At 65.7% G+C, this 24,442-nt stretch carries 21 protein-coding genes; 8 read left to right on the plus strand and 13 right to left on the minus strand.

The window, feature by feature from the left end:
• Positions 1-84 precede the first annotated feature (84 nt).
• A complete protein-coding gene (gene queG, locus IT430_00935; protein ID MCC6906480.1) occupies positions 85-1,203 on the minus strand; it encodes a tRNA epoxyqueuosine(34) reductase QueG in 1,119 nt (372 codons plus the stop codon).
• Positions 1,200-3,077, minus strand: coding sequence for a flagellar basal body P-ring protein FlgI (locus IT430_00940; GenBank protein MCC6906481.1), 1,878 nt, complete (start codon positions 3,075-3,077; stop codon positions 1,200-1,202). Before IT430_00940 ends, queG begins: the two co-directional genes overlap by 4 nt.
• A gap of 198 nt (positions 3,078-3,275) precedes the next feature.
• Here IT430_00940 and IT430_00945 point away from each other — a divergent pair, with 198 nt between their 5' ends.
• Positions 3,276-4,190: a tyrosine recombinase gene (locus IT430_00945; GenBank protein MCC6906482.1), complete on the plus strand. Its 915-nt coding sequence runs from the start codon at positions 3,276-3,278 to the stop codon at positions 4,188-4,190.
• Between the two features lie 102 nt (positions 4,191-4,292).
• Here the strand turns inward: IT430_00945 and IT430_00950 are convergent, their stop codons facing one another.
• The 5 genes from IT430_00950 to IT430_00970 all read right to left on the minus strand — a co-directional run bounded on the left by IT430_00950 (position 4,293) and on the right by IT430_00970 (position 7,246).
• Positions 4,293-4,919 (minus strand): PEP-CTERM sorting domain-containing protein, encoded by a 627-nt coding sequence (locus tag IT430_00950; protein ID MCC6906483.1) that lies wholly within the window; start codon positions 4,917-4,919, stop codon positions 4,293-4,295.
• 348 nt (positions 4,920-5,267) lie between these two features.
• A complete protein-coding gene (locus tag IT430_00955) occupies positions 5,268-5,582 on the minus strand; it encodes a hypothetical protein (GenBank protein MCC6906484.1) in 315 nt (104 codons plus the stop codon).
• Positions 5,583-5,644: 62 nt separating this feature from the next.
• Entirely contained in the window at positions 5,645-6,172 is a 528-nt protein-coding gene (locus IT430_00960; GenBank protein MCC6906485.1) for a hypothetical protein, read from the minus strand.
• A gap of 79 nt (positions 6,173-6,251) precedes the next feature.
• Positions 6,252-6,914 carry a regulatory protein RecX gene (locus tag IT430_00965; protein MCC6906486.1) on the minus strand — a complete coding sequence of 221 codons (663 nt, stop codon included), beginning with the start codon at positions 6,912-6,914 and terminating at the stop codon, positions 6,252-6,254.
• Between the two features lie 14 nt (positions 6,915-6,928).
• Positions 6,929-7,246 (minus strand): tetratricopeptide repeat protein, encoded by a 318-nt coding sequence (locus tag IT430_00970; GenBank protein ID MCC6906487.1) that lies wholly within the window; start codon positions 7,244-7,246, stop codon positions 6,929-6,931.
• A 183-nt stretch (positions 7,247-7,429) separates the two neighbouring features.
• On the opposite strand from IT430_00970, the gene IT430_00975 reads away from it, so the two are divergent.
• Positions 7,430-8,350, plus strand: coding sequence for a DUF481 domain-containing protein (locus tag IT430_00975; GenBank protein MCC6906488.1), 921 nt, complete (start codon positions 7,430-7,432; stop codon positions 8,348-8,350).
• Between the two features lie 9 nt (positions 8,351-8,359).
• On the opposite strand, the gene IT430_00980 is transcribed toward IT430_00975, so the two are convergent.
• The 5 genes from IT430_00980 to IT430_01000 form a co-directional block, all read right to left on the minus strand.
• Complete coding sequence (locus tag IT430_00980; GenBank protein MCC6906489.1) at positions 8,360-8,626, minus strand: hypothetical protein; 267 nt, start codon at positions 8,624-8,626, stop codon at positions 8,360-8,362.
• A 213-nt stretch (positions 8,627-8,839) separates the two neighbouring features.
• Positions 8,840-11,425 carry an ATP-dependent Clp protease ATP-binding subunit gene (locus IT430_00985; protein MCC6906490.1) on the minus strand — a complete coding sequence of 862 codons (2,586 nt, stop codon included), beginning with the start codon at positions 11,423-11,425 and terminating at the stop codon, positions 8,840-8,842.
• A gap of 656 nt (positions 11,426-12,081) precedes the next feature.
• A complete protein-coding gene (locus IT430_00990; protein MCC6906491.1) occupies positions 12,082-13,440 on the minus strand; it encodes a hypothetical protein in 1,359 nt (452 codons plus the stop codon).
• Positions 13,441-13,971: 531 nt separating this feature from the next.
• Positions 13,972-14,985 (minus strand): N(4)-(beta-N-acetylglucosaminyl)-L-asparaginase, encoded by a 1,014-nt coding sequence (locus IT430_00995; protein MCC6906492.1) that lies wholly within the window; start codon positions 14,983-14,985, stop codon positions 13,972-13,974.
• Between the two features lie 12 nt (positions 14,986-14,997).
• Positions 14,998-16,404 carry an insulinase family protein gene (locus tag IT430_01000; GenBank protein ID MCC6906493.1) on the minus strand — a complete coding sequence of 469 codons (1,407 nt, stop codon included), beginning with the start codon at positions 16,402-16,404 and terminating at the stop codon, positions 14,998-15,000.
• Positions 16,405-16,564: 160 nt separating this feature from the next.
• On the opposite strand from IT430_01000, the gene argS reads away from it, so the two are divergent.
• Positions 16,565-18,385, plus strand: coding sequence for an arginine--tRNA ligase (gene argS / locus IT430_01005; GenBank protein MCC6906494.1), 1,821 nt, complete (start codon positions 16,565-16,567; stop codon positions 18,383-18,385).
• Between the two features lie 55 nt (positions 18,386-18,440).
• Positions 18,441-19,133 carry a PIG-L family deacetylase gene (locus IT430_01010; protein ID MCC6906495.1) on the plus strand — a complete coding sequence of 231 codons (693 nt, stop codon included), beginning with the start codon at positions 18,441-18,443 and terminating at the stop codon, positions 19,131-19,133.
• A gap of 5 nt (positions 19,134-19,138) precedes the next feature.
• Here the strand turns inward: IT430_01010 and IT430_01015 are convergent, their stop codons facing one another.
• Positions 19,139-19,693, minus strand: a complete 555-nt coding sequence (locus IT430_01015) for a TlpA family protein disulfide reductase (GenBank protein MCC6906496.1) — start codon at positions 19,691-19,693, stop codon at positions 19,139-19,141.
• 137 nt (positions 19,694-19,830) lie between these two features.
• Here IT430_01015 and IT430_01020 point away from each other — a divergent pair, with 137 nt between their 5' ends.
• The 4 genes from IT430_01020 (at position 19,831) to scpB (ending at position 24,350) form a co-directional block, all read left to right on the plus strand.
• Positions 19,831-21,432, plus strand: coding sequence for a type I 3-dehydroquinate dehydratase (locus IT430_01020; GenBank protein ID MCC6906497.1), 1,602 nt, complete (start codon positions 19,831-19,833; stop codon positions 21,430-21,432).
• A 133-nt stretch (positions 21,433-21,565) separates the two neighbouring features.
• Complete coding sequence (locus IT430_01025) at positions 21,566-22,801, plus strand: HD domain-containing protein (protein ID MCC6906498.1); 1,236 nt, start codon at positions 21,566-21,568, stop codon at positions 22,799-22,801.
• A gap of 98 nt (positions 22,802-22,899) precedes the next feature.
• A complete protein-coding gene (locus IT430_01030; protein MCC6906499.1) occupies positions 22,900-23,604 on the plus strand; it encodes a hypothetical protein in 705 nt (234 codons plus the stop codon).
• Positions 23,605-23,720: 116 nt separating this feature from the next.
• A complete protein-coding gene (scpB, locus tag IT430_01035; protein MCC6906500.1) occupies positions 23,721-24,350 on the plus strand; it encodes an SMC-Scp complex subunit ScpB in 630 nt (209 codons plus the stop codon).
• Positions 24,351-24,442: the final 92 nt, after the last annotated feature.

Raw genomic sequence — 24,442 nt, forward strand, 5'->3', positions numbered from 1 at the left:
GCCTCAGCGTCAGCCCTCTCCCCGCGTACGGTTGTTGTTTCGCATCCGACCAGAGACGCGGCTGCGACCGCAAGCAGGACGCATTCAACCAGAACGTGGCGCATTGTGTTGTTCCTCCCGGGGTGATGAGTTCAGCCTTTGGAGCACCTGCCGCGCCGTTTCGCGAACGACTTCGTGCTCAGCCGCGTCGGCGGCCAGTTGAGCGATTCTATTGAGCAGATCGGGATCGCGCTGCCGCGCGAGGTGGTTGCCCGCGGCGATGAGGGCATTGCGCTTCATCATCCACAACTTCGCCCGTTTCATGGCCGAGCGAGTGAAGGCGGCAAGGCGATCGTGCGGCGACCAGTTGAGAATCTCGAGCAGGTCGAAGCCGTTGCGCCTGGGGCGATAGGCCTCGTGAACCGGCGCCGCCTGCGTGCGCGGCGTGTCCCCGTTGTGGGGGCAGACTTCCTGGCACACGTCACAGCCGAAGATCCAGTCGCCGATCCCTTCATGCCACTGCTCGTCAATCAGGCCGCGCAACTCGATCGTGTGGTAACTGATGCAGGCCGTGGCGTCAAGCGACCACGGCGTCAGCGCGCCTGTCGGGCAGGCGTCGAGACAGCGCGTGCACGAGCCGCAATGGTCGTCATACCGCTGTGCATTCGTTTCGAGCGGCAGGGTGGTGATGACCTCGCCCAGCAGCAGGTAACTGCCCACGCCCGGCTCGATGAGCATGGTGTTCTTGCCGACGTAGCCCAGCCCCGCACGCCGCGCGTGCTCGCGCTCGAGCACCGGAGCCGTGTCAACGCAGGCGACGAACTGGTGTTCGTTGAATTCGGCCGCGAGTGCATCGCACAGCTCGTGCAGCCGTCGCTTCATCACGCGGTGGTAGTCGTCACCGCGCGCATAGCGCGCGATGCGGCCGGTTCGCCCGCAGGGCGGCTGCATCTCGGATTCTGACGCCGCGTAGCGATCGGCCACGCAGATAACCGACTGCGCGCCGACCAGTTTCTTGCGCGGATCGATGCGCTGGGCCAGATGCGCTTCGAGGTACTCCATCTGCCCGTGCCGGCCGGCTTCGAGCCAGGCGATCAATTCGCGGTGGTGCTCGATGGTCTCGGCGGGGGCCACGCCGCTGAGCGCAAAGCCGAGTTCCGCGCACCGATCGAGCACCCGCCTTGCAGCCACTCCGGCGGCGTGATCCTCCATCACGCCGCTCACCGCTCGTGAATCGTGGATTCAGCCGGCGGCGCATCGGGGTCCGCATCGAGGAGCGATGGATCCCGCGTCGTCTCCGGCCGCTCGTCCGGCGCGGCGTTTCGGATGCTGTCGATCACCGCCTGCATGAGCGTGTTGCGCTCCGGCACGAAGCGCACGTTCAGGCCGCGCTGCACTTCCGATTCGTACAGTACGCGCACGGTTTCGCCGTAAGTCAGCCCCAGCGATGGGTCAAGGCTGTATTGCGACGGCCGGGCGCCCAGGAACGTGATGAAGCCGATCAGATCCGATGGCGGTTCGTATTCCACCGCCTCCAGAGCGCCCTTGCTGCGGTAGCGCACGCGCAGCGGCTCATCGCTGCCGTAACGCACGATCTGCAGCCGGTCCGAGAGCGCCTGCACGAGCACTTCGTCCGCAAAGCCGTTGTCCGAGCCGAACACGACCAGCTGCGGCTTGTCCTGCAGCGTGGCGTAGACCATGCGCTTTTCGGAGGGCACCGCGTAGACCTCGAACTCCTGCTGCGGATCGAGCGTCATGCGCTTCACCAACGGGTCGCGCTGCTTGAGCAGGGCGTCGAACGTCGCCACGCGCACGTCAAACGACTCGTCGTTGAGCAATTCGCGCAGCGCCAGGCTGATGCGCGGCGAAGCAGGCATGTCGCCCAGCAGGTTGATCGCATCCACGCGAAGCGCGTTGTCGGGGTCCACGGCGACTTCGACGAGGTGCGGCACGACGCGCGGATCGCCCAGCCGGGCGCCGGCGTTGAGCGCCGCCAGGCGGGGAATCACGTCCGGGTAGGTGTAGAGGTGTGAAAAGCCGTTAATCGCCAGTTCGCCCAGCGCCACCCAGCACCAGGTCACGGGAACAGCGTCTATCGGATTCTCCGTGATCCACTGGGCGAGGAAGTTGGCACGCGATTCGATGCCGCCCTGGAAGATCTGAGTGTGCAGCATCGTCTCCACGAAGACCTCGGAGTCGGCATGCCGGCTGGGAGGAACGGTAATGAGAATCTGCTCGTCGGAGTGGCCGGCCACGGGGTCGGCCGTGGGCCGCGTCTGCGAAGGCTCCTGCGGGAAGCGCGAGTTGATCGCGTCGATAATCGCGCGGGCCCTCCCGAAGTTCGGCGTGCGCAGCTGGAGGATAAGTGGCATGTCGTCGGTCAATACGCCGCCGTTGAGGATGCGCGCCACGCGCCGATCGACGACCACGCCTGCGCTGCTGGACTGGCCCTCCGGCGCGGAAGGATCCGGCAGACCCCAGTCGACACCGCCGGCGAGCGAGTTGCGGTCGTCCGGGGCAAAGGGATTGATGAACAGATCGCCGTGCGCCTGCGCAACCGGCTTGACGCCCTGCACCGCGCCGGTGAATCCGCTGCTCAGATTGGTGGTCCAGAGGCGACCGCCCTCGAGGCTGGTGGTGCTCGAACCCGGCGCCACCGAGACCATGACGTCAAAGCGCGTGCCCTTGACCGCTCCGGCGGGGATCACCGCCTGCACGAGCACTGCCGCCGTGTTCTTGTCCTGAAGCAGTTTGGTCATGGTGATGCGCCGCTCGGTCTCGATCCGCGGATCGGGCAGCAGTTTGGCGCCCTCGCGTTCGAGGTACGCCCGAATAGGCAGCGGGGTGTCCGCCGAGCCGGTGCCGTCGAGACCGACGACGACGCCGTAGCCCTGCACGAGCGAACGGCCGTAGCCGCGCAACTCGGCCTCGTAGAGGACCGTGCCGCGCAGGTAGCGAGGCAGCGGATTGGGTGTCAGTTCCGGGGTGGTGAGCTTCGGCGGCGGCTTGTCGTCGGAACAGGCGGGCGTGACGAGTACCGCCGCAGCCATGCCAAGCGCGAGCGACAGAAAGCCGGTGAGAGAGCACTGATGAGCCATGGATCTTCCTCGCACAAGGCAAGTCGGAGCAACCGGTTGGCGGGCCGCCGCCCCCCGGCCGCACCCGCTTAAACCCAGCGTCAAGCGTATGGCCGTTTTCGCGGGGCGACCACAGCCGGGCAAAGGCAACCGTACCGCTGCGCGTGGTTTTGCAGCCGCGGCCGCCGGCAGTTCGATACGCTCCTGCGAGAGCGCGAGATGCACGATAGTTCCTGGACCGGCTCAATCCGCGACTTCCTGACCTTCATTCGCGTGGAATGTGGGTTGGCGGCCAATACGCTCAGCGCCTACTCAGCCGATCTGCGTGACCTTGAAGAGAACCTGATCGCCATGCAGCGCCCGGGCCCGGTGAGCGTGCAGCCCGAGGATCTGGCCGCCCACGTGCGCACGCTCAAGACCGATCGGGGGCTTTCGACTTCGAGCATCTGCCGCCACCTGGCCACGATTCGCATGTTCTTCCGGTTCCTGCACGCCAACGCACGCCTTGAGCGCAACCCGGCCGACCTGCTTGAAACGCCGACACGCTGGCAGCGGCTGCCCGGTTGCCTGTCGCCGATACAGATGAAGAAGCTCCTCGCGGCCCCGAACGAATCGCAGGGCCCGCTGTGGGTTCGCGATCGCGCGCTGCTTGAACTCCTGTACGCCGCCGGCCTGCGCGCCAGCGAGGTCGTGGGGGTGCGCGTGCGCGATGTGCATGCAGTGCTGGGCGTGGTGGATGTGATCGGGAAGGGCAACCGGCAGCGCCTCGTTCCACTGGGCAAGCCCGCGCTTGCAGCGATCGCGGACTATGTCAACGCGCTGCGCCCGGTGCTTGCCGAAAAGGCGATGGGCCGCGACGATGAACGACTTCTGCTCTCGCGCTCGGGCCGGCCACTCGAGCGCATCGCCATTTGGCAGATCGTCCGCCGCCAGGCTCTGGCCGCCGGCCTTCGTAACGTGCACCCGCACATGCTGCGGCACAGTTTCGCGACGCACCTCGTCTCGGGCGGAGCGAATCTGCGCGTCGTGCAGGAACTGCTCGGGCACGCGGACATCAAGACCACGCAAACCTACACGCACGTGGACGCCAGCCGCCTGCGCGAAGTGCACGCGAAGTTCCATCCGCGCTCGTAGCAGCGATCGAAGGCGGCGCGACGGCGGGCGAAAAAGACAGCACCTCGCGACAAGCGCGAGGTGCTGGGGATTTCGGTCCGAAATCGTCAGAGGCGGTGAGGCTCAGGCGCGGCGGCGACGGCCACCGATCGCGAGCGAGCCGAGGCCGAGCAGGGCGAGGCTGCCGGGCGCCGGGATTTCGTAGAGCAGGACGGAGCAGAGCCACTCGCCGCTGCCCTGGAAGTTGTTCACTTCGGTATCCTGGGCGTCGAAGCTGTCCCAGGTGGTGTTGTAGGGGCCGATGACGACGAGGTACTCACCAGCGAGCAGGTTGATCTCGTTGGTGATGTTGCCCTGCCGCGTCGTGCCGTTGAACGGATCGTTCGGCTGGGGTGCGTCGCCGGCAGCGATGTAGGCGTCGTAGATGTCGCCCTGATCGTAGTCGTCGTTGATGGCGAGGATCTGCAGCCCGTCGCCCGTGTAGAGGGCAAGTTCGGTGTCCGACCCGAGGTCGAACGAGCCGAAGCTATCGAGGATCAGGCCGTAGCCGCTGCCCTGCGTCACGTTGCGGTCGAGCGTGAAGCGAAGGCCGAAGAGGACATTGCCGTTGTTCTCGAAGAAGCCGGCGTCCTGAAGCGCCACTCCGACCTGCAGCACGCCGGCGTCCCGAATCGGGAAGTCGGCAAGGGCGGGAGTCGCAACGACGGCGGTCAACGCGGCGCCACACAAAAGGGTCTTGATCTGGTTCATTTCTCACACTCTCCTGTACTGTTTGAGCCCGGACCGTAGGCTGGACTTTGAACGATAAACACTATCGCGCGCTCGGGACCGGCTGTCGAGCCGATTCCGCACCAGTCGCCTGGCAAGACGGCCTTTCACCACCAACGGTGGACTGGAGGCTCTTCGCCCAGACACGCGACGCATGCTGATGGAGTTCGTTCTCCTCTCCTCAACATGACTCTACCAGTCTATCAGATTACTCGGTTTTTGCCCAGATGTCCAGTTCGAAGTGCAAATTCCTGTACCATTTTGCAAAATTGTCCTGCAACAACCGGTTTTCTGCGGCGGTACGCGTCCCTCGTCTGCTAGGTCCTATAACTAGTACCGCGCCACGCTTGGATCCACGCCGGTTGACCACGCATCAACCCCGCCCGCCAGCGACCACACATCCGAGAAACCCTGCCCGCGCAAAAAGGACGCGACTCGCAATGACCGCTGCCCCCGATGGCAGTGGACGACGATCCGCGACTCGCGATGCACCTCCAGCTCCTCAAGCCGGCCGGCAAGCTCCCCCATCGGAATGAGCACGGCGCCCTCGATTCGGGCCACGGCGTGCTCCTCGGGCGTGCGGCAGTCGATCAGCAGCGGCCTGCGATCGCCGGCCATCTCGGCGGCGAGTCGCCGGGGCGTCACTTCCCATTCCTCCCGGAGCCGATAGCCGGCCGGGAGGCCTGTTTCAGCTTCGGAGCCCTGGCTCATGGCTGCGGTGCAACCGGACTGATGTCGATCGGATCGGTCGCCGGTTGCAGTTCATAGGCGTCCTTTGGACCGTGAACGATCTCGCGCGGCCGCTGGATAAACGCCACTCTGAAGGGCGCCATGACGAGGTTGCCCAGCTGCACGATCGGATCGGTCACGATCTCCAGGTACTCAGCGCCCAGCGTGCGCGGATGATCAGCCAGATTCATCGCCGTTTCCGTGGTCGGATAATCGCCTGACTCGCGCACGCGGTAACGGTCGCCGATGGTGAATGATCGGACGTAGGTCGGCCGCGTCTCGACGTCATCGCGCGAGAGGCGGACTTCCGTGGCCGGCCAGTCGCTCCGGTCGATGCCGGACACGGACGGCTCGCCGGTGAATGTGGCCGGAGGCGTGTCGGATTCAAGAGCCGGCAGCGGCGTGGCCTGGCGCGGCTGGTTGTCGACGTTCATCGACCCGCATCCCTGCCCGAACCACATCGACATGGTGACCCAGAATGTCAGCCAGATGATGCGCATCTTCATGTTCAAACGGCCTCCAGTCCAAAGTGGAGTGTATGGCGCTGCGGCCCTGCAGACAGCATGCGCCACGCCGGGGAGGTTGTCAATCGGGCAGCTCAATAAACTCGCGCACGACCCCCTGCGCAACCTCGTCATCGAACCCGCGCCGCGCCAGCAGACCGAGCAGCCGCACCGCCTGCTTGTGACTCGGCAGGTCGCGCATCGACGGCAGCCTCGCCTGCACCAGCAACCGGGCCTGCTCGACCGGGCTCGGAGCTTCGCGGCCGGCCTCTTCGATCGCTTGGCGCGCTGTCTCGGGCTCCACGCCGTGGCGATCGAGCACGTGGCGCATGAGCCGTTCGCCTGCCGGTCCGCGGCGGTGCGTCTGCTCGATCGCCTCGCGCGCAAAGGCGCGATCATCAATCAGGCCCAGCTCGCGCAATCGATTGAGGATCGCTTCGACGTGTTCGCCGGCGAGTCCTCGTTCGCCCAGGTGCGCTCGCATCTCCGCTTCGCTGCGAGCGCGGCGCTTGAGGTGCTTGAGCGCGCGGTCGAGCCCGGCGGCGAATCGGGCGCGATGGAAGATCTCAGCGAGTCGAGTCTGAGAGAGCGTCTCGCCGACGTGAAGTTGCAGGTCCGCCACATCGCGGGCGCGCAACGTGGTCAGCCGTCGGCGGCCGGCGCGCACGGCTATCCACTGCGGGTCGCGGCCCGTGGGCGTAAGCGAGGTAATGGAATCGCCGATGAACGGCGCCCAATCCTCCAATCGCTCCGGCTCTCTTACCCGCCCAGCGATTGCAGATACTCCTGGAGTTCGCGGTGCGCCTTGGCGTCGGCAGCGGGTGACACGGCGCGCAGGCCGCTGCGCAGCGTCGCGCGGGCATCGTCAGTCCGGCCCATGGCTTCGAGCGATCGAGCCTTGTGGTAGTAGGCGTAACCGTGCGCGGGTTCGACCACGATGACGCGATCGAAACAGGCGATCGCCTGCTCGTGATCGGCCGCCTTGGCGTGCTCTTGAGCCAGGGCGTAGAGGCAGAACGCATCGTCAGGCTCGAGTTCGAGCAGGCGGCGAAGTTTTTCGAGGCGGTCGCTGGCCATGGATGCATCGAATCCTACGCTACCGCCCCACCGCGAGGTGGCACGCGCCGGCGGCGCCCGAAGGCGCTGCGCCGGTTGGGATTGGGATGAGCAAGGGGAGCAAAGATGCCTGCGTTTCCGTCTCTTCACCGTATCGCCGGGCGACTTGCGAGTGCCGCGGCGATTGTCGCGTGTTCAGCAGTCATGGCCGATGATCGCATCGCGCTGATCGGCGGGGATGTCATCCACGGCACGATCGTCGAACAGACGGAAGAGAACATCATCTTCGAGCATGCCGTACTCGGCCGGATGGTGATTGAACGGACCAAGATCGAGTCGATCACGCTCGAGGGCGAGGAGCCGGCCGCGCCCACGCCCCAGCAGGCCCAGGCCGAAGGCCAGGCGGAAGCTGCAGCGCCCGGCGCGCCTGCCGAGCCGACCACGACGATCCAAGAGCAGACACCCGCACCGAATCCCTGGAAGTCGCGCTTCGAGGCAGGCTTCAACGGCAGCGAGGGTCGCACGGAAAAGCTCGATGCGCGCCTCACCTTCGCCACCGAGCGCCGCACCGAGGAGACGCGCCTGGCGTTTGATACCAACTACCGCACCGCCACATCGCGCGGAGATCGCACGCAGAACAAATTCGACGCGGGCGGCATTCACGACTGGTATTTTCCCGAGTCGCCGTGGCTTGCGTTCGTTCAGGGCCGTCTGGAGTACGATGAGTTCGCCGCCTATGACCAGCGCTACTCGGCGGGCGGCGGCCTTGGGTACACCTTCGTCAAGGATGACAAGACCGAACTTGTCGGCCGCGTCGGCCTCGGCGGCTCGCTCGAGAATGGCGGGCCCAACGACGGCGAGATCACGCCCGAAGGCATCCTCAAACTCGATCTCACCCACCACTTCAGCGAGATTACGAGCATCGTCGCGGGCGCCGAGTATTACCCCGACCTGAGCGAGTTCGGCGACTACCGCGCTGTCCTCAGCGCCGCCATCGAGACCAAACTCTCCGTCGGCAGCCCGGCCAGCCTGAAGTTCGGCGTGCGCCAGGAGTTCGAGGAGTACCAGGACTCAGACCGCGAAGACCTGCTCGAGTTCTTCGGCCTGTTCGTGGTGGAGTTCTGAGCGGCGGATTCAATCCACGTCGATGAGGTTGACGAACGTGCTGACTTCCTCCGCGGTCACAACGCCTCTGGACACCAGCAGTCGGATCAGCGAGCTGACGTAGAGTTTGAGCTGTTCGTTCTCCTGCCTGAGTTCTGCAATCTCGATGTTCTGTGAATGATCGACGCCTTGCTTGCTCCGCAGCGCGGACTTGAGCCTCTCGACGTCGCGCTCGGTGTCTGCGATGTCGAGGCGGTTTCCGATGTCGCCCAGCAGCAGTGTTCTTCCCCAGCCCATGGCAACCTCCTGAGATCCACGCCTGACAACACAGGGCGTGGATGGACAATCCAGACTGCCTGATCAATAGTCGCGCTCCCTGCGGAAGGCTAAGCACCGACATTCCGATTGCCGGTCGTTCTGAAACGCACCAACCGCCGGCGCGGGGCCGGCGGTTGGGGGTGAGGGAAACCTTTTGGGATGGTGCGGCGCTGGGCCGCGGGATGAAATCGTTCAGCCCGTTGATTCGCCGTTGCTGCTTTCGCCGCCGCTGCCTGACCCGGAGCCGACGGGCTCTTTGCCGCCGTCCTTGCCCTTCTTGGCAGCTTTCTGCTTGCTCTGGTCGAGTTCGGGCCGGTACTCAGCCGTGAAGGTGAGGTGCTCGGCCTCGTCGGCGTGCAGCACGCGAAGCATGTTCTTGCCTTCGAACTCGCCACGCAGGATCGACTCGCTCAGAGCATCCTCGATGTACGTTCCAATTGCGCGGCGGAGCGGGCGGGCGCCGAAGTCGGGGTTGTAACCCTTCTCGATGAGGAAGTCCTTGGCGCTCTGTTCGATCTCGAGCACCAGACCGTGGCCCTCGAGGCGGTCGCGCACCTTCTTGGTCTCGTAGTCCACGATCTGCACGAGATCCTCGCGCGTCAGCGGGTGGAAGACGATGACTTCATCGAGGCGGTTGATGAACTCGGGCCGGAAGTAGCGCTCGATCTCCTTGAGCAGCGTGGACTTCATCTTGTCGTAGTCCTGCACCTCGGTCTTCTTGCCGAAGCCGAACTGGGCCCCGCCCTTGATGAGGTCCGCGCCGATGTTGCTGGTCATGATGAGGATGGTGTTCTTGAAGTCCACGTTGCGGCCGAACGAGTCGGTCAGGCGGCCTTCTTCCATGATCTGCAGCAGCATGTTGTACACGTCCGGGTGCGCCTTCTCGATTTCGTCGAGGAGGATGACCGAATACGGCCGACGACGGACGCGCTCGGTGAGCTGGCCGCCCTCTTCGTAGCCGACGTATCCCGGAGGCGCGCCGATGAGACGGCTGACGTTGTGCTTCTCCATGTATTCGCTCATGTCGAGCATGACAAGGGCTTCCTCGTCGCCGAACATGAACTCGGCCAGGGCCTTGGAGAGCAGCGTCTTGCCGACGCCCGAGGGGCCGACGAAGATGAACGAACCCATCGGCCGCTTGGGATCCTTGAGTCCCGCGCGGGCCCGGCGGATCGCCTTGGCGATCGACGCGATCGCGTCGTGCTGGCTGACCACCTTGCGGTGCAGCTCGTCTTCGAGTTTGAGCAGGCGCTGGGCTTCCTCGGCTTCGAGGCGGGTAAGCGGCACGCCGGTCATCTTGCTGACGACCTCGGCGATGATTTCCTCATCGACGGTGCCGAGCGTTTCGCTCTGCTTCTCGCGCCACTGCTTCTGAATGTCTTCCTTCTCGCGGCGGAGCTTTTCAGCCTCATCGCGCAGCTTGGCGGCGCGCTCGTAGTCGGCTTCCTTGACCGCTTCGTCCTTCTGCACGCTCAGACGCTCGATCTTCTCCTCGATCTCGGCGAGGTTCGGCGGCTTGGTCATGCTCTGGAGGCGAACGCGGGCGCCCGCTTCGTCGATCACGTCGATCGACTTGTCAGGCTGGACGCGGCCGGTGATGTAGCGGTCCGACAACTCGACGGCCTGTTCAAGGGCCTCGTCGGTGATGCGCACGCGGTGGTGCGATTCGTACTTCTCGCGCAGTCCCTTGAGGATTTCGACCGTCTGCTCCTTGCCGGGCGGCTCGACGGTGATGGACTGGAATCGCCGTGCCAGCGCGTTGTCCTTTTCGATGTACTTGCGGTACTCGTCAAAGGTCGTGGCGCCGATGCACTGGATCTCGCCGCGGCTCAGCGCGGGCTTGAGCACGTTGGACGCATCGATGGCGCCTTCCGCGCCACCGGCGCCCACCAGCGTGTGCAGTTCGTCGATGAAGAGGATGACGTTGCCCGCGCGGCGGACTTCGTTCATCACCGCCTTGATGCGCTCCTCAAACTGGCCGCGGTACTTCGTGCCGGCGACCATCAGCGCCAGGTCGAGCACGACCAGGCGGCGATCAAAGAGCAGATCAGGGATGTCCTTGCTGATGATGCGCTGCGCGAGGCCTTCGACAATGGCCGTCTTGCCCACGCCCGCTTCGCCCAGCAGCACGGGGTTGTTCTTGGTGCGGCGGCAGAGCACCTGGATGAGCCGCTCGATCTCGTTGAGGCGGCCGATGACCGGGTCCAGCGCGCCTTCGCGAGCCAATTCGGTCAGGTCGCGGCCGAAGGAATCAAGCGCGGGTGTCTTGCTCTTGCCCTTGGAAGGGGCCGGGGCGCCACCGGCGCTGGGCTCGGCGCCTTCCTGCTCCTGGGGCTCGACGCCGGCACCGAGGAGGTTGAGCACCTCTTCGCGGACTTCTTCGAGCTTGAGGCCGAGGTTCATGAGGACCTGGGCGGCGACGCCGTCATGCTCGCGCAGCAGGCCGAGCAGGAGGTGCTCGGTGCCGACGTAGTTGTGGTTCAGATTACGGGCTTCTTCGATCGCGAACTCGATGACCTTCTTGGCGCGCGGCGTCTGGGGCAGCTTGCCCATGGTCACGATGTCGGGACCGGACTTGACGAGTTTCTCGACCTCGAGGCGGACCTTGCGGAGGTCAACACCGAGGTTCTTGAGGACGTTGGCGCCGACGCCGGACCCCTCCTTGACGAGGCCGAGGAGGATGTGCTCGGTGCCGATGTACTCGTGGTTGAACCGCTGCGCCTCCTGGTTGGCCAGAGCCATCACCTTGCGGGCACGGTCGGTGAAGCGTTCGAACATGGTTTCTCCTCACTGGTGCGGATGCACCTGGCCTTCATACGTCCCATTCCTTGGAACGGTTCTAACTTATCGGCTCCGCGCAATCCTAGGGGCCATGAGGCCGGTTTGCGGGCAGCCAAACCCCCACCAACCGCCAATCAGGAGCGCGACCCCGTGTATTTATCGGTTTTTGGGGCGGCGGGATCGACGCGGGGCCGGGTGGCGGGTGGAAATCGGAAGGATCGGAGACGGGGCCCACACCGGATGCGGCGGTTCGGAATTGCCAGCCGGCGAAACCGGCGCGCGAGCGGGTGCCCCTCCTCGCCGCTCCGGGCGATGTGTGCCGGGGGTTTGGGATCGCTCGTCATGCAAGATGGCTTGCACGCCGACGGCGTGATCGTCAGTAGCCGGGCGGTGAAGCGAGTCTTCGAGCGCCACCCTCGGAAGGCGATGCGTATTCCTCTGAACTCCGAAGGAGTTCTCGTGGGGTGCGGCGCGCAACGGACGCGATGCGCGGCCGCACGATACGAGCACCCCTTCAGGGTGCGATCTATTGCCGGCGACACAACCGGGGGTCGCGCTCGCATGCGCTCCCTGGACCCCCGTCTAGGCGCGATGAGGCCTTTGGCCTCGACGCAAGACATTTCGCTCGCCGTCACACCCGCGCTCGCCACGAATCATTCGAACGTCCACGTCACGGTGTGGCTGATTTCGCACTCGAAGGGTGCGATGGCCTGCATGCGGATGGTGCGGCCGCGGGCGTAGGGCGGGATGAACGTCGTGAACGTCGCGACGCCATTTTCATCGGCGCGGACCATCGGCAGTGCATGCGGGTCGCGGATGAGCAGTGTCCCGCCGGGGCAGGTCGGCCGAATCTTTTGTGCGCCTTCCTGCGTGCCCCAGACGAGAACAACCCGCTGATCGGGTTGAAGGCCCGTGATGGTCACGGTGTTTTTCCTGCCGGCGCGGCCCGGCACGGGGTTCGAGAGTTCAAACCGATACGGCGTCACCAGCAGCGCCCGCTGCCGCCCGTCGTCGTATTCGCCGACGACGGCCATCTGGCCCGCGTCGTTGATGTCCTTGGCACTGACCAGTCGGAGGTCAGAGTATCGAGGAATCCAGTCGTTCAGGTCATGCACCGTGAACTCGGAATTGACCCGCTCCCAAATGACCGCATGCTGCTGGCCGTTGATGCAGCGCGGATCCGGGTTGGACTCGCCGGCGACCACGCCGAGATTGTTGATTGCCCATGGCGATGCGCCACATGTGCCGATGCGAGGTAGCGATCTTCGCACTCCGTTGGACCAGTGGAAGGCTCCGAACAACTGGATTGAACCCACGACTTCCGTCCAGTCATTGACGGCCGTCGCGCTGCCTCCCTGGTCGAACGGTTCGCCGCCCACATCGATGGACTGACCGTCGCGCCAGAGAGTGGGGCGCGTAACGCCGAGTTGGTTTCGCTCTGTGCCGACAACGTGTCCGAGGTTGTTGATAGCGTCCGCCCAGCTTCTCTCAGCGCCTACCCGAATCGGCTGTTCGCCCTGCCAGACGGTGCTGTATGTGACGACGGCACCGCTGATACCCGTAGAGCGGCAATGTGGCCAAGGGCGATCGTCAACGGCATGAGCCTCACTCGAGTCCGTTCCGGGAATCGGCGGTAGCAGGTGGATTCCCTGGGACACAGTCCATGCAACAGCGCGCCAGGCCAATCCTTGACTCGGGATCGCGTAGCCCACAACCACGCCGCCCGCGCCGATATCGGCGCACCCAAAGCGATCGAAACCAGGAACCGGAGGCACGACCAATGTGTCGCCGTTGATCCAGACGAAGTAGGTACCAGGCGTAGTGTTCGAGAGAATCAGGAACCGGCCGAAATCGTCCATCGCTTCGGCAGACGTACTACTGTGTCCTTCCAGCGGTCGGATCTCGATCACGTCGTAGCCGATCACACCCGAAGGTTGCGCGGCTGCGACACCGGCAACCGCGGCGAAAGACCCGCACACGATCAGCCGTCGAATCGAGTTTCGGACCGGCATGCCCCGCCTCCCCTTGCGATGCGTTCACGACAAGTCTACATCAGAATCGAGGCGTTGAGTCGGTTTACAGGCGGAATCGGACCCCGTTTTTGCACGCGCTTGGCCGGCGCGCGCCCGGTGCTCAATCTCGCCTGCCCGTTCGGATGGCTTTTACGCCGAAGGCGTGATCGTCAGTAGCCGGGCGGTGGAGCGAGTCTTCGAGCGCCACCCCCGGAAGGCGAAGCGAATGTTCCTGAACTCCGAAGGAGTTCTCGTGGCGTGAAGCGCGCGACCCGCGTGAAGCGTGCCGCACGATACGAGCACCCCTTCGGGGTGCAACGCGTCTGCGCCCGGCAGTCCGGGGGCCGCGCTCGCTTGCGCTCCCTGGACCCGCGTCTACTCGCGATGAGGCCTTCGGCCTCGAAGTCGGGAGGTCACGCATGGTTTGAGGACGATCTCGCCTGCCCGCTCGCACACCGCATCCAAAGCGGACTGCGGTGCGGCGCCCCGGCGATCCATCAAGAGATCGCGCGGCGCGGCGTTGCGAGCAGACTACAGCAGCGAGCCGGTGGTGGCGCCGCCATTGAGCAGCACGTGGCCGGCGGGCTCGAGGTCATCGCGATCGCTCGATCGCACCGCCACGCGGAAGCCTGGCCGCAGCGCGGCGGACGCCCATTGCCCCTGCGGGGTCAATGCAATCAGACCCACCTGGTGATCGGCGACGATGTCGCACGAGTCGATGATGCGCTCGATCACCTGACTCGCCGCCTGGGCCGGGGAGCAGCCGGATCGCATGAGTTCGACGGCCAGGAACGTGCCGCAGGTGCGCATGAGCAGTTCGCCCGTCCCGGTGGCCACGGCTGCGCCGACGCGGGGATCGACGTAGAGTCCGTGGCCGATGATCGGCGAATCGCCCACGCGGCCGGGGACTTTGAACGCCATGCCGCTCGTCGAGCACGCGCCGGCTAGCACGCCGGCCGCGTCGATGGCCAGCACGCCGACGGTGTCGTGCCGCCGATTGTGCGGCAGGGATTCGTCGGCGGCAATCCGCTGTTTGTCATCGCCGGCGGCGTCGCCTTCGACGCCGCGCCGCTCTTCGACGTTGCGCGGTGGCAGCCAGCCGCGGTAGCGCTCGCCGGTGAGCTGGGCCGGATCAGCCTTCCACTTCTCCCACACCTGTCGCGCTTCATCGGTGAGCAGATCGGAGCGCTCGAAGCCTTCTCGGCGAGCGAATTCGTCGGCTCCGGAACCGGCGAGCAGCAGGTGGTGCGTGCGCTCCATCACCCGCCGCGCGATCGAAACCGGGTAGTTGTGCTCGCGCACGAAGCAGACGCCGGCGCAGCGGCGCGGCGAGAGCATGATGCAGCCATCGAGGCTCACGCGGCCGGAGGCATCGGGCAGTCCGCCGAGGCCGACGGAATCGACACCGGGGTCGGCATCGATGGCGATGCAGGCGCGCTCGACGGCGTCGAGCGCCGAGCCGCCCGCGCTGAGCACCTCCCAGCCGACGGCGTTGGCGCGGCGGCCGAAAGACCAGGTGGAGAGGATGATCGGCTGAGCCGCCACGCAGCGCCCCCGCTACTCGCCGTTGAGGATGAACAGAGCGCGGTTGCCGTCGGCAAAGTATTTGTCGCGAGCGGCGGTGAGGTCCTTCGGATCCATGCGCTGGAGTTTCGTGCGGTAACCATCCCAGAACGCGCTGTCGCCGTACATGGCGCGAAAGCCGGTGGCGTAGGCGATGGTGTACAGCAGGCCGGGCTGGTGGGCGAGTTCATCGACCACGCCGCCGCGCAGCGGCGCGCCGAGCTGCCAATCGAGCGCGCCCAGCGTGCGGAGCGCATCGGCGTGGGTGTTGCGGCGGTTCTTGATCTTGGCGTCCCAGTAGCCCAGAGCCTGCGCCGGCCCCTTGGGGTAGCGCCAGGCGTGCGGCGTGATGTAGGCGGCGCGCGGGTCGAGCAGCATGTCATACTGGAACTCGATGCGGCTCTGCGAACCCTGAAGAGTCGCGGCGTCGCGCATGAGTGCGCGGCTGACGGTGAGGAAGGCGGGATGATCAGGGCTGGTGATCGCGGGCGCGAAGAACGCGGCCACGCCGTGCGGCCGGTTGCCGGGCAGGCCGCTCGAATCGAGCACATCCCGCGCCACGGCCCCGACGGGACGCACGGTGACGGGGAAGTCCGGCCGGGCCCCGCTGGGCAGCGAGCCGAATGCCTTGTCGGTCGCGGCGTTGAGGCCGATGCGGCTCACGTCGCCGGCGAGCACCACCGTCACGTTGCCGCCGGTGATCCGCTGCTGCCACTCGCGCAGGACTCGATCGGGCTGCAGGCGGGCGAGGCGAATCGGGTCGATGCCGCGCGGCGCATCGGTGTCGTGGCGGAACGACTTGGCGACAAGCCAGGACATCGGTTTGACGAGCGGCTGATCGTCGAAGAGCGCTTTCATCTCCGCTTCGATCGAGCCCGTTTCGCGCGAGATGTCTTCGGCGGTGACGTTGAGCGTGCGCACGCGGCGGGCGATGGCCTCGATCTCCTGGGCCGCGGCTTCCGAAGGCGCGACCACGCCGTAGACGCTCATGGCGTCGTAGGAGCGAATGTTCCAGCCGGCGGGGTACAACTCATTGAGTTGCTTCACGCTGCGCGGCGGAGCATCCTGCGAGGCGCAGGTCATCAGCAGCCGGTCGAAGAGGCGCGAGAGTCCGGGCGCATCGGTCGGATCGTTGGATGAGCCGGATTCGAAGACGACGACGATGGCGGCTGATTCCACGCCGGCGATCGGCTGCGAGAGCACGCGCACGCCGTTGGGCAGCGTCCGCTCGCTGACGATCTGCGGCGCCGGCGGTGTTTCAGTCTGCTCGGCGGACTCGACGGGAGTCTCCTCGTCCGTCGGGGGCGCTTCATCCTGGCGGGCCAGCGCCTGGCCCGAGCCGCAGGCGAGGAGCGACAGCAGCAACATCGCTGCGGCGAGAGTCTGGATTCGATCGTGCATGAAAAGGGGCCTCCGGTCGTGGCGCCGAAATCGGTGCGGAGGAAAGGATACGGCGCTGCCTGACCGGATGCGATAAAGCCGCTGCTCTGGCGAGATTACGTTTCCCCAGCGCAATTGAGCGTTTGGCAACGCTGGCGGGCGGCGACTACACTGCGGCCGCATGGAAATCGATCCCATTGAACTGCTCGGCCGACGCTTCGTGGACGCCATCGTCGCCGCGTTCGGCGATGAATTCGCCGACTCCGATCCCCTGGTCCGGACGGCGCAGAACCCGCAGTTCGGTGACTTCCAGTCCAACGTGGCGATGGGTCTGGCCAAGCGCGTAGGCCGGCCGCCGCGCGAGGTGGCGGGGGCGATTCTCGAGCAGGCACGCCTGGAGGACCTGTGCGAGAAGCCGGAAATCGCCGGGCCCGGATTTGTCAACCTGCGGCTGCGAGCTGATGCGCTGCCTCGCCTGCTCACGCAACTCGAAGCCGAGCTGGCGGCTGTCGCGGCAGCGAAGACACCCGCGGATGCGCCGCGCGTCGTGGTGGATCTCGTCGGCGTGAACATCGCCAAGCAGATGCACGTCGGGCACCTCCGCTCTTCGATCATCGGCGACAGTCTGTGTCGCGTGCTCTCGCGCGTCGGCAATCAGGTGATCCCTCAGAACCACCTCGGTGACTGGGGCTTGCAGATCGCGATGGTGATCGCGTCGCTGCGGCGGCGGCACGTCGATCTCGATTCGCTTGATCTCGATGCGCTCGAAGCGGCCTATCGCGACGCCAACCTGGAGTGCAGGGCGGATCGGCAGGCGCTCGAGACGGCGCGGCGCATTAACGCGGGAGCGCACCGCATCGCAGAGTGGGAAGCACAGGTTGCCGGCGCCGAGCAGCGCCTCGATGAAGCCAAGAGCACGCTGGTGCGCCTGCAGCGCGGCGAAGGCGAGATCGTCGCCGCGTGGGAGAAGATCACCGCCATCACGCTTGCCGCGTGTTACGAGATCTACGACCTGCTTGATCTGACCGTGACCGAGGAACACAACCGCGGTGAGTCGTTCTATCGAGAGCGGCTCGGCCCGGTCGTCGATGCGTTCATCTCGAGCGGGATCGCCAAGGAGTCGCAGGGCGCGATCGTGGTCGAGATCGAAGGCGACGACACCCCCCTGCTGATTCGCAAATCCGACGGTGGATTTCTCTACGCGACGACCGATCTGGCCGCGATCCGCTACCGCGTGCAGGAACTCGGCGCGCAGCGCGTGATCTACGTCGTGGATGCCCGGCAGCGCGATCATTTCCGCAAGGTGTTCGAAGCGGTGCGGCTGATCGGCTGGGATCAGTTGCCCGACGGCTCGCGCGCTGAGCTGCGTCACGTGCCCTTCGGCGCCGTGTGCGGCGAAGACGGCAAGCCGCTCAAGACCCGAAGCGGCGACAACATCAAGCTCAAGGACCTTCTGCTCGAAGCGATCCAGCGGGCCGGGGCCATCGTGCGCGAGAAGAACCCTGACCTGCCGCCCGACGAGCAGCACCAGGTCGCGCGGGCGGTGGGCATCGGCTCGGTGAAGTACGCGGACCTCTCGACCCAGTTGCAGAAGGACTACGTTTTCGCATGGGACCGGATGCTCGCCTTCGAAGGCAACACCGGCGCGTACTTGCAGAACCAGTACGTGCGGATCCGCTCCATCGGACGCAAGGCGCCCGACGACGTGCGCGGCGACGCGGCGTTTCTCATCGCGGCCGCGGAAGAGAAGGCCCTGGCGCTGGCGCTGCTGCGCTATCCGGGCACGCTGGCGAGCGTGGCGCAGACGCTCGAGCCGCATCGACTGTGCCAGTATCTCTATGATCTGGCGGGCGCGTTCTCTGTCTTCTACACCCAGTGCCCCGTGCTCAAGGCTGAGACGAAGGAACTGCGCGATGCACGCATCCGCCTGGCGCGGCTGACGGAGTCAATCCTCGCCGACGGACTGGGATTGCTGGGCATTCGCACGCTCGAGCGCATGTAGAGGACGTATCACTGCGGAGATCGCTGCGAGCGGGCTTCGCGTTAGGAACACTTCGATGAAGATTCTCGTTGTCGGCCCGCATCCGGATGACCAGGAGATCGGCATGGGCGGAACGATCGCCCGGCTCGTCGATCAGGGACACGAGGTGCTGCTGCTGGACGTGACCAACGGCGAGCCGACGCCGCACGGCTCGGTCGAGATCCGGGCGCGGGAATCCGCCGCGGCCGCGGAGATCCTCGGCGTGCGGCGGAAGCTGCTCGATTTCCCGAACCGGTACGTGGAGAACACGCTCGAGCTGCGTCACGCGATCGCCTCAGTCATTCGAGAGCACCAGGCGCAGCTCATCTTCGCGCCGTACTTCGAGGATGCGCACCCGGATCATCTCGCCGTGACGCAGGCGGTAATCGGGGCCCGCTTCGCCGCGCGCCTGGTGAAAGTCGATGAACCATGGGGGCAAACGGGCGAGCCGATCAGTCCCAAGTGGCTGTTCTTCTACTACGCGATGCACCTGCGCAAGGTGCACAACCCGACGTTTCTCGTTGACATCAGCGGCTACGAAGATCGCAAGTTCAAATCAATCGAGGCGTATCACACGCAGTTCGTGATGTCCGAGAAGAACCGCAAGGTGCTGCAGGGCATCCGCGCGATGGCGACCTATTTCGGATCGCGTCTGGGAGTTGATGCGGCCGAGCCGTTCTTTACGCAGGAGCCGATCGGTCTGGCGTCGCTCGACGGGCTCGTCATGTAGCGCGGCTACTGGAGCGCCGCGATCTCCCGGCGGAGGGCTTCAGCGCTCTGAACGCCGACGGCGATCTTGCGGACCGCGCCGGTGGCGTCGACGAACACCAGAGTCGGAATCGATGACACACCGAATGTCTGTGCGAGGCTGCTGCTCGCCATGAGTTCGTTCTCGGCGCCGTGGCCGGTGGTCTCGACGTGCTTTTGCACCACAGATGGACCGCCCTGATCGACCGAGAGCGCCACGACGTGCACGTTCCCGCTCAACTCGGACTCCATCCCGGCGAGGATGCCGCGCTGCGTGCGGCAGGGCCCGCACCAGGTGGCCCAGAAGTCGAGGATGACGGGTTTGCCGATGAAGGATGCGAGTTCAACGGTCTCGCCGGACAGCGTAGTCGCCTCAAGCCCGTTGATAGTCTCCGCTCCACCGGCGCTGGAGTCGCGGCCGAGGACGCCGTCCATGATGCCCGTGCAGGTGGGGCAGAAGCCGGTCGTGCCGGCGATGGCGATGTAGGCCGCGATCGCGGCGGGAACAGCGGCAATGGTCAGAATGGTCTTGGCGGCGGGCACGATAGGATCTCCCTTGAAGAGGACGGCTGCTCAGCGTTACGGCAGCCGCAGCCGCCGGGTTCGTCCGTCATTTAAACGTCTTGCTCGGAACGAACGCGGCGGCTGATTCACGTCCGATACTACTCCGGCGGAGTCTCGTGACCTTTATCTGTGTTCCCATCTTCGTCGAAGACGCGCTCAGCGCCGCCCAGGAGGGAATCGATGCGCGCGAGGCGGGCGCCGATCTCATTGAGTGGCGGGTGGATGTGGTCGCCGACGATGTGGGGCTGATCGATGGCCTCGTTCGCGAGTCGCCCCTGCCTTGCATCGTGACCTGCCGCAGCCGCGATGAGGGAGGCGAGTACGACGGGGACGAACAGCAGCGCATCAGCCTGCTCGAGCACATCGGCCTGCACGCGCGGCCGCGCTTCATCGACATTGAACTGTCGAGTTTCGAAAAGTCCGCCAATCTGCGGCAGAAGGTCAAGCTGGCGATCCAGCATCCTGAACAGTTGCGCGAGCTGGATTCGACGCTGGTCCTTTCACATCACGACTTCAATGGTCGGCCCGCCGATCTCATGCGGCGGCTGGCGCGCATGGCGGCGGAGCCGGCGTGCGGCGTGATCAAGATCGCGTGGATGGCGCGTTCCCTGCGCGACAATCTGGAAGCGTTCGAGATCCTGCGAGCGCGGCACAAGCCGACGATCGCGCTGTGCATGGGGTCTCTCGGACTCATGAGCCGCGTGCTGGCGCCGAAGTTCGGCGCCTTGCTCACCTTTGCCTGCCTGCGCGATTCGTCGGCGACGGCGCCGGGTCAGCCGACGGTGTGCGATCTCATCGAGACCTACCGCTTTCGCGCCATCGGCCCGGCGACGAAGGTCTACGGCGTCATCGGCTGGCCTGTCGAGCACTCGCGCAGCCCGGCCATTCACAACGCGGCGTTCGAGCGCACCGGCTTTGACGGCGTCTACCTGCCGCTTCCCGTCGCACCCGATGAACTGGCGTTCCGCACGACGCTCGAAGCGCTCATCGAGGAGCCGACTCTCACATTTCGCGGCGCGAGCGTCACGATACCGCACAAGACGCATCTGCTCGAATACGTGCGGCAGCGCGGCGGCAAGATCGATAGTGATGCGCGGTACGCCGGCGCCGCGAACACGCTCATCGTCGGAGAAGACGGTTCGCTCGAAGCGCGCAACACCGACGTCAGCGGCATCGTCGAGTCGGTCACGGCCGCGATGGAGATCGGCGAAGACGATCTGAGGGATCGGCGGATCGCGGTCATCGGCGCGGGCGGGATGGCGCGGGCCGCCGTGGCGGGCCTGGCCGGGCGCGGCGCGACGGTGGTCATCCATCATCGCGAATTCGACAAGGCGCGGCGGCTGGCGGACGAGTTCACAAGTCGCGCGCCATCGGGCCCGGGCGCGTTTGGAAAGGTCGTGGCGGCGCGAATCGAGAAGTTGTGCGGCACCTGTTGCGACGTGATCATCAACGCCACGCCGGTGGGCATGACCGGCGGTCCCGATCCACAGGGTCTGCCCCTGCCGGTCGACGCCGGCGCGACCTGGCTCGACCACGGCCCGCTCGTTGTTGAAACCGTCTACGCCCCGCAGCGCACGCCGCTGATCGAGCACGTCTCCTCGCGCGGCGGGCGGACGCTGGGCGGCCTCGATCTGCTGCAGCGCCAGGCTTATCACCAGTTTCGCGCGTGGACGGGCAGCGATCTTGATCTAAAGACGTTCCGGGCGGGGTTCGAGTAGGCGCGTCCGCAGCGGTTATCGAGCAATTCGGCCGGGATTAACGGGCCATCTGGAAAACACGGACCCGATCTCGCCGATCAGAGTCGAGACGGACCATCACAGAGGCCGGCGGCCCCGCGCCGCGGCGATGATCATGCTGCACATCGACCTGACGCAGACCAAGCCGGGCATGACGATCGGAATGCCGATACTGCATCCGCAGCGTCCGGATTCGATCCTGCTCAAGGCGGGCTTTCGAGTCGATGAGAAGATGATCCGCCGCCTGCGCGACCTGAATCAGAAGGCCGTGTGGGTCGTCGCTCCCGGATTCGAGTCGATCGATCAACTCCTCAGCAGCAGCATCGAACTGGGTCGGCGGCGCCTGCTGGGCGTCGTGACGCAGGCTCTGGGCGACATCTACGACCCGCGCGGCAAGCGACAGATGTGGGACGATTTTGCCGAAACGCTGGCGGCGCTGACCGAGACGCTGGTGGCCGAACCCGCCGCAGCCCAGTTCATGGAAGACGACGACCCGGTCGAGTACCGCATGCTCAGCCATGCGGCCAATGTCGCTTATCTCTCGACGCTGATTGGCATGAAACTGCAGGGCTACCTCATGCGCCAGCGCAAGAGGCTCAACGCCAAGCATGCGACCAACCTCGTCACGCTCGGTCTGGCGGCGATGCTCCACGACGTCGGCCTCTCGCAACTGAGCGAGTCCGTGCTCGTGCGCTGGGAGGAACACCACGACGAGCTCGATCCGGCGTGGCAGAAGCACGTGCAGTTCGGCTATGAAATCCTCACAGGCAAAGTCGATCCCACCGCCGCGGCGGCCGTGCTCCACCATCACCAGTACTTCGACGGCACCGGGTTCCCCCAGAAGCCCAACTGGGACGGTCAGGGGAAATCCGGCCTGCGCGGCGACTCGATTCACGTCTTTGCCCGCATCGTCACCGTCGCCGACCAGTTCGATGAACTGCGCACGTTCTACTCCTCGCGGCCTCGACCCAATGTGGCGGTGCTGGCGCAACTCACCAGCGGGAGGATGCGCCGCCGCTTCGACCCGGTCGTTCTGCGGACGCTGCTGGAGATTGTCCCCGCGTACTCGCCGGGCCGGCGGGTGACGCTGTCGACCGGGGAGGAGGCATTCGTGCTCGCGTGGCGGCCGGCCGATCCGTGCCGGCCAAAGGTCGCCGTGATCGACGATCTGGAGCCGCTGTGCCGAGGCGAAATGCCACCGCATCGACTCGTTGACCTCGCCGCGACGCCGGAGGTGAGCATCACGCACTCGGGCGGCGTCGATGTCAGCGACAGCCAGTTCAGCCTCGCCGAGGACATCATCCCCCGCGGCGGCCAAGGGCTGAACGTGCAGGCGCTGGACGCCGCCTGACCTTCCGCCGGTGCCGGATTGAGCAGCCGGCCGATTTCGGCCCCGGGTATTCCCCCGGATTGGGCTTGGCGCGGCGAGCGAGCCGGTTACACTCCTGTATGCCTAACTCTAATCGATCGCTGCAGCGTCGCGGTGCCTCTCTCATCGAACTTCTTATCGTGCTCGGTGTCATGGTCGCGCTCATTGCGATCGTGGGCACCGCCATCACGGGCACCAGCGGTTCATCCGGGCCGGGCAGCCCGGGCGGCACCGAAGGCGCCAAGGACCGCCTTGAGCGCCAGATCCAGCAGATCGATCTGCACAACGTCTACGTCGGCTTCTTCGCCTTTGCTTCCGAGCATCACGGCAACTACCCCTCGACGCGCACGAGCGGCGGCTCGATGAGTTCGGATACGACGCACCAGGTCTTCGCCGAACTGATCGAGTACGGCTCGCTGGTTCCGCAGCAACTTGTCAGCCCCAACGAAATGGAAATCGACACGATCCAGATCGGCTCACCCAACTCGTTCGGCAAGAACAACACGAGCTACGCGCTCGAAGACTACGACGCCGACAACTGGCTGCGCTACCGCCACTGGAACGATTCGGCGGGCTCGCAGTTCGTCCTTCTGTCTGACCGCTGGTACGACGACCGCGTGGTGCCCGAGTACCACTCGATCAACGGCGACTGGTGGCACGTACTCCTGGGCGACGGGTCGACGCACATCGCGCGCAACTCGCCCAACAAGCCCAATTCGGAAGATGACCTCTTCCGCCGCGATCCATCGCAGGGCGACTACGATGCGCTGATGGTGCACGACTGAATCGTGGCCGACGATTCGCCGCATCCCGCCCACGGGCGGATTGTGCACAAACCGATTCCGCACTGCCGATGAAGCGATCGAGCAGCCGCCCGGGTTGCAGATGAGGGAAACTGCGAATGCCCACGTTGACCGGACCCCAGGAAGTCACCCCCGACGAGGTGGTCCTGGCGGACGACGAATTGCTGGCCGAACTGCCGGAGGCCCCGGCCGTGGATGAAACGCTGGCAGCCCGGATCGAGGCGATCCTGCTCACCTCCGAGCGGCCGCTCTCGCTGCGCCGGATCGGCGAGACTCTGGCGGCCGCCGACGGTCGCGGCGTTGATGAAGCGGCCATCGAAGAAGCTGTCGGGCATCTCAATGAGGTTTACGACCGGACCGGTCGATCGTTCCGGATCGAGCGCGTGGCGGGCGGCCTGCGCATGATGACGCGGCCGGAGTTCGGCTCGCTGGTCTCGGCTTCGCTCAAGGCCCGCGACGCCGGTCGGCTGAGCCAGGCGGGCCTTGAGACGCTCGCGATCGTGGCCTACCGGCAGCCGATCACGCGCTCAGACATCGAGGCGATCCGCGGCGTTGCTTGCGGCGACATTCTTCGGGGTCTGCTCGAGCGGCGCCTGGTCAAGATCGTCGGCCGGGCGGAGGAACTCGGCCGCCCGATGCTCTACGGCACCGGACGCGAGTTTCTTGAGGCGTTCGGCCTGGCGTCGCTCAAGGACCTGCCCAACAGCCGCGAACTGCGCCAGCCCTGAGCGCGAGTGAGCCGGCGCGGACGGCACACGTTGGGCGCACATTCTTAAGGTGATGCAGAGCCCCTACACTTCGGTCCACGACCGACCTGTGA

This window comes from Phycisphaerales bacterium (assembly GCA_020852515.1).
Classification (GTDB): Bacteria; Planctomycetota; Phycisphaerae; order Phycisphaerales; family UBA5793; genus UBA5793.